Below are 5732 nucleotides of genomic sequence, written 5' to 3'. Positions count from 1 at the left end.
CGCACCAGCCGTTCGGGCTCGGGCAGCAGCGGCGGGTCGGACTCCGGGAGCGGTACGGCGTGCGCGGCGGGCGGCATCGCGGCGGCCAGCTCACGGATCCGCCGCAGGTCCTCCGGAGCCGGCGGCCCCACCCGCCACGCGTCGTGGTCGGTGGCCGACAGGCCCGGCAACAGCAGTCCCCGTGCGGCGAGTTGGAGCGCCAGCACCGCCGCCGCGCCCCAGAAGGCCGCGGCCTCGTCGGCCCTGGCCGTACGGGCACGGGTGAGCGCGGGCAGCGCGTCGCGCACGGGCAGCAGCACGGCCCGTACGGACACGGTCGCGATCTCCGCGCCATCGGGCACCACGACCGTCAGTTCCTCGACGGAGCCGGGGGCCGCGGGCGGCTCCTCGCCGGGCGACCAGAACGCGACGCGCCCGGTGCGCGCCGGGTCGCCGGGGAGGAAGACGGCCGAGCAGCGGGCGAGCCGAGCGGTCTCGGCGGGCGTCGGCGCGGGTGGTATGGGCGGTTCGGAGGAGTCGTGGGAGTCGGCGGGATGGGATCGAACAGAGGGAGCTGTCACGGCGTCGACGCGTTCCTCAAATTTGACTACCTGGTGCGGAGGTCGCGAATGGTACCCCGCCCACAGTCGCGATCCCAGCGATTCTTGTGTGTCCTGCGCCACTGTCCGCGTGGGGGTGTGTCCATGGTGGTGCCAACCCCCCTGTCCGGCGCGGGGGGTTGCCCCCCGAAGGGGTCGGGTGGTGACGCCATGGTTCGGCCGTGGCCCGAACCATACGTTCATGAGGTCAGCCAGAACGAGCCCCGGAGACCTCATGCCCCAGACCATCGCCGTCCTCGCCGAACCATCAGCGGGCAGCGACTTCGCCCCGCTCCTGCGCCAGGTGCGGGAACAGGGGCTCCTCGAACGGCGCAGGGGCTGGTACGCGGCGGGCATCACCGTCAACCTGCTCGCCCTGGCCGCCATCGGAACGGCCATCGTCCTTCTCGACGGCTCCTGGCAGACGCTGCTGCTCACGCCGCTCGCCGCCGTCTTCTGGGCCCGTACCGCCTTCATCGGACACGACAGCGGGCACTCCCAGATAGCCGCCACCCGCCGCGGCAACCGCGCCCTCGGGCTCGTCCACGGCAATCTGCTGCTCGGCATGAGCGTCGGCTGGTGGAACGACAAGCACAACCGCCACCACGCCAACCCCAACCACGTCGACAAGGACCCCGATGTCGGCGTCGGCGCGCTCGTATGGACCCAGCGGCAGGCCGCCGAGCGCGCCGGCTTCGCACGCTGGCTCACCCGCAACCAGGCCCGGCTGTTCATCCCGATGCTGCTGCTCGAAGGCATCGCGCTGAAGATCTCCAGCATCCAGGACCTCAAGCGGCAGCGGCCGCGCGAGCGGGCCGCCGAGGCCGCCATGCTGGTCCTGCACTACATCGGCTACTGCACGCTGCTGCTGACCTGTATGTCGCCCGGCATGGCCGCGGCCTTCGCCTTCGCGCACCACGCGTTCTTCGGGCTCCACCTCGGGCTGGCCTTCGCCCCCAACCACAAGGGCATGGAGATGCCCGACCCGGACGGGGAACGCTGGGGCCACCTGCGCCGCCAGGTCGTCACCTCGCGCAACGTGCGCGGCGCGCTGCTCACCGACTGGTTCCTGGGCGGCCTGAACTACCAGATCGAACACCACCTCTTCCCGAACATGCCCCGCCCCCACCTGCGGCTCGCCCAGCCCCTGGTCCGCCACCACTGCCGTGCGGTGGGGCTCCCGTACACGGAGACTGGACTCATCGACTCCTACGGGCAGGCGCTGCGCCACATGCACGAGGTCGGAGCGCCGCTGCGCGCGGAGTGAGGAACCGGACGCACCCGGCGGACGTTGCAAAGAGACGAAGCGGCACGCGCCGCAGGAGGAGGCGGAAAAGATGACGAACAGGGCGAAGGTCGCCGTCGGCGGTGTGGCCGTGGGAGTGATCCTGCTGTGGCTGCTGCCCTTCTGGGCGGCGGTGCTGGTGATGGTCGGGGTGCCGGTCGGGGCGTATCTGCTCCTGGACCCCTCCCAGCGGCGCCGGCTCAAGCGGGTCTCGCGCAAGGAGCTGGGCCGCTGACGAGCCCCTGATCCTCCGGCCCCGGCCGCTACGGGCGTCATGCGCCCGGCGGCGCCCGGCGCGCGGCGCCCGGGGGCATGGCGGACGGCCGTAGCGGCGGGCCACGGCGCGGCCCCCCCCCGGAATCCATCGGCGACTCCGTCCGATGTACCAAGACGGACGCCGCGCGGGAGAGCGTAGTCGGCACGGACGTCATCGGCCATGGCCGTGGCCCGCATGACGGGACGCGCCTGTGCGCCGTGCCGACGCGGTACGGGGCGACAGGAGGAGGGGCCCCGGCCGCGGCGTCTCCACAGCCCTGACGCCCCCTCACCCTGACGCCCCTTCAGCCCGGCGCGCTCGCCCCCTCGTCATCAGGCGGCGGGCAGCCCCAGCAGTGAACGGGCCACCGTGTGCGGCGACTCGTCGCGTTCGCGCGCCAGCGCGATGACCGCGCGGCAGGCCAGCTCGTTCACTCCGAAGGCGAGCGCCTCCGGCGTCACCCAGCGCGCCGCCTCCGAGCTCCGCTGCTCGTCGCTCTCGGCGCACGCGGCCACATACGTCGCCGCCGCTTCGAAGAGGTTGCGCTGCCTGCCGACCGGGCGCACGGTATCGGGCAGCGTCCAGGCCGCCTCGATTCGTTTGCGGAGTCTGTCGAACACGCGGATCACCCGCCCCACGCCGAGGTCCGTCCCGAGGACCGTTCCAGTGTGCCCGGCGACATGGGCGTTAATCCCCCGGGAACGGAGGGCGGCCGGCCGGCACCCCAACGGCCGGACACGGATGGAAAATTCACTCCGCTTCCGCCGCCCCTCGGGCCACCGCCCGGCCCGTCCCTCCGCCCACCGCCTGAACAGGCAAGACGGTGCTCGCGCGGCCGACGGGACGGAGCCCGGCAGGGGTGGCGAAGAGTGCGGGAGCGACGCCGAAGAGCGCCGGGACCCTTGCCCCGACGGGTTAGTACGTGTTCGGATTATCTCTGCCGGGACGCCATCCCACCCCGCGTTTCCGCTGCTCAGGCGGTATGCGGCGGGCTGTTCGCGCTGCCTTCGGGCAGTTGCGCGCCGCTGCCCGGAGCCCCGTACTCCGAGACGAATTCTGGAGGACACACCGTGTTCGACTTCTCATCCGTCGACCTGCTGGACGCCTTCACCCGCGAACTGACGATGTGCCGGGTCCGCCCGGGCGAACACGTGGTCGTCCTCTCCGAACCGGCGAGCCGCGGCGACTACGTCGCGGCGGCGTTCGGCGCCGCCAAGGCGTGCGGCGCCCACGTCATCTCCGCCACCGTCCCCGGCGGCAGCCCCGCCCCCATCCCCAGCACCCACACCGGCGCCGGCCCCGGCCTCACGTCCGTACTCGACGACACCACCGCCCAGGACCTGCTGAAATCCGCCGACCTCGTGGTCGACCTCACCCAGGAAGGGTTCATCCACGCGCCCGTACAGCAGCAGATCCTGGCGGCCGGCACCCGCATCCTCTTCGTCTGCGACGCCCCCGACGTGCTGATCCGCAACCTTCCCGGGGACGGCGACAAGGACCGCTGTCTGAGCGCCGCTGACCTGCTGAAACGGTCCACGGAGATGCGGGTCACCTCCCGCGCGGGCACCGATCTGAGCGTCCGGCTGGAGGGCTCCTGCCCGGAGTTCCAGTGCGGCTACGCCGACGACCCCGGCCGCTGGGACCACTGGCCCAGCACGATGGTGCTCTGCTGGCCGGAGATCTCCAACGGGCGGATCGTGCTGGCCGAGGGCGACATCCTGCTCCCCTTCAAGGAGTACGTGCGCGAACCCGTCACCCTCGAAGTCCGCGACGGCCACATCGACGCCGTCACCGGCGGCGCGGAGGCGAAGCTCCTCACCACCTTCTTCGAGGACGCCGACGACCAGTGGGCGCGCAGCCTCTCCCACATGGGCTGGGGCCTGATGCGCAGCGCCGACTGGTTCGCCACCGCCCTGTACGGCAAGGGCGACCTGATGGGCATGGACGCCCGCGCCTTCGCCGGGAACTTCCTGTGGTCCACCGGGCCGCACCCCGTCCTCGGCCGGGAGTCCTACGCCCACCTGGACATCGCGATGCGCGGCTGCACCGTCTCCGTCGACGGCGCCGAAACCGTGACCGACGGCGTACTCGCCGACCGCTGACGACCCGGCCGGCAGCCCCCGGCCCGCCCCTTCAACGGCTCGCTCCTTCAACGGCCCCGCCCCCTCAACCGCCCGCACCGGCTCGCCCGGCCCCCCCGCCGCGCACCGCGAGCCCCCTCGCCCAGGAGGAGACTTGGCGCCCAGCCAGTCGTACGAAGTCACCGTCGTCGGCGGCGGACTCGGCGGCCTCACCGCCGCCCTCGCCCTGCGCCACCGCGGCATCCGCGTCACCGTCCTCGAACAGGCCGGCCGGCTCGGCGAGGTCGGCGCGGGCATCCAGACCGCCCCCAACGCCAGCCGGGTGCTGCTCTCCCTCGGCCTGCGCGCACAGCTCGAAGCCATCCACACCGAGCCCCAGGACCAGGTCCGCCGCCGCTGGAAGGACGGCAGGATCGTCGCCCTCACCGCGCTCGGCGACCGCTGCAAGGACGCCTACAACGCACCGTACTGGCACTACCACCGCGCCGATCTGCACCGCGTCATCATGGACGCCTGCACCGACCCCGACGGCCCCGGCCCCGCCGTCCGGCTGCTCACCGACAGCAAGGTCGTCGGCCTCGACCGCGCCGACTCCGCCCGCCCCGTCGCCGTCACCGAGGACGGAGCCCGGTACGCCGCGGACGCCCTCATCGGCGCGGACGGCATCCGCTCCCGCGTCCGCGACCTGATGGGCGCCGAGGACACCCTCGTCTTCTCCGGCGAGATGGCCTACCGTGCACTGATCCCCGGCGACCTGATCGCCGCCGACCCCGCCACCCGCTGGCTGGTCGACCGGTACCAGAGCACCATCTGGTACGGGCCCGACCGGCACCTCGTCCACTACATGATCCGCGGCGGCGAGTACCTGAACGTCGTCGCCTGCGTGCCCTGCACCGACGAGGTCGCCGAATGCTGGACCGTGCCCGCCGGCCCCGGCGAACTGGCCGGGGCGTTCCCCGGCTGGGACGACCGGGTGCCCGCGATGCTCTCCAAGGCGAAGGACGACGTCTCCTGCTTCGCCCTCTACCACCGCCGCCGCGACCCCGTCTGGATGGACGGCAACGTCGCCCTCCTCGGCGACGCCTGCCACGCCATGCTGCCCTACCAGGCCCAAGGCGCGTCCCAGGCCATGGAGGACGCCGCCGTACTCGCCGAGGAGCTCGGCGCCGTCACCGCGAGCGGCATCGAGGGCGCGCTGCGCCGCTATGTGAACCGGCGCGCCACCCACGCCGGGATGGTGCAGGACGCCTCGCTGCGCAACAAGACCTTCTACCACTTCCCGGACGGGCCGTTGCAGGAGGAGCGGGACGCGAAGCTCCGCAGCTTCGACGGGGAGTCGGATGTGTCCTACGACTGGCTGTGGAGCGGCTCCCCGATAGCCACCCCCGATCTGGGCGCGTTCTCCTACCCGTTCGCGCGCTGAGCCCCCCCGCCGAGCCGCGCCGCGCGGCCTCGGCCCCATAGACAGGGGCGTCGTAAGGGGCCCCCGCCCCCCAGAGCCCGTACGACGCCCCCCGCCCCCCCCCGCGCCC

Annotated in this window: 5 protein-coding genes and 1 pseudogene; 4 read left to right on the top strand and 2 right to left on the bottom strand. The window is 72.8% G+C overall.

The window, feature by feature from the left end:
- A pseudogene (locus tag ACFU99_RS30750) lies at positions 1 to 500 on the bottom strand (ATP-dependent helicase); the annotation flags it as partial.
- Between the two features lie 313 nt (positions 501 to 813).
- On the opposite strand from ACFU99_RS30750, the gene ACFU99_RS30745 reads away from it, so the two are divergent.
- On the top strand, positions 814 to 1845 hold the full coding sequence (locus ACFU99_RS30745) for a fatty acid desaturase family protein (RefSeq protein WP_384398231.1): 1032 nt from the start codon (positions 814 to 816) through the stop codon (positions 1843 to 1845).
- A gap of 70 nt (positions 1846 to 1915) precedes the next feature.
- Positions 1916 to 2098 (top strand): hypothetical protein, encoded by a 183-nt coding sequence (locus ACFU99_RS30740; RefSeq protein ID WP_030885513.1) that lies wholly within the window; start codon positions 1916 to 1918, stop codon positions 2096 to 2098.
- Positions 2099 to 2451: 353 nt separating this feature from the next.
- On the opposite strand, the gene ACFU99_RS30735 is transcribed toward ACFU99_RS30740, so the two are convergent.
- Entirely contained in the window at positions 2452 to 2715 is a 264-nt protein-coding gene (locus ACFU99_RS30735) for a hypothetical protein (RefSeq protein ID WP_384398233.1), read from the bottom strand.
- A 474-nt stretch (positions 2716 to 3189) separates the two neighbouring features.
- Between ACFU99_RS30735 and ACFU99_RS30730 the strand changes: the two genes are divergently transcribed.
- Positions 3190 to 4221 (top strand): hypothetical protein, encoded by a 1032-nt coding sequence (locus tag ACFU99_RS30730; protein ID WP_384398229.1) that lies wholly within the window; start codon positions 3190 to 3192, stop codon positions 4219 to 4221.
- Between the two features lie 133 nt (positions 4222 to 4354).
- Entirely contained in the window at positions 4355 to 5623 is a 1269-nt protein-coding gene (locus tag ACFU99_RS30725) for an FAD-dependent monooxygenase (RefSeq protein ID WP_384398227.1), read from the top strand.
- Positions 5624 to 5732: the final 109 nt, after the last annotated feature.

This window comes from Streptomyces sp. NPDC057654 (genome assembly GCF_042800135.1).
GTDB lineage: Bacteria > Actinomycetota > Actinomycetes > Streptomycetales > Streptomycetaceae > Streptomyces.
This window is presented reverse-complemented; position numbering and strand designations above follow the sequence as displayed.

What these genes read in the sequence shown, in the direction of transcription:
- ACFU99_RS30745 (WP_384398231.1), top strand. Translation starts at nt 814, where the DNA reads ATGCCCCAGACCATCGCCGTCCTCGCCGAACCATCAGCGGGCAGCGAC.
- ACFU99_RS30740 (WP_030885513.1), top strand. Translation starts at nt 1,916, where the DNA reads ATGACGAACAGGGCGAAGGTCGCCGTCGGCGGTGTGGCCGTGGGAGTG.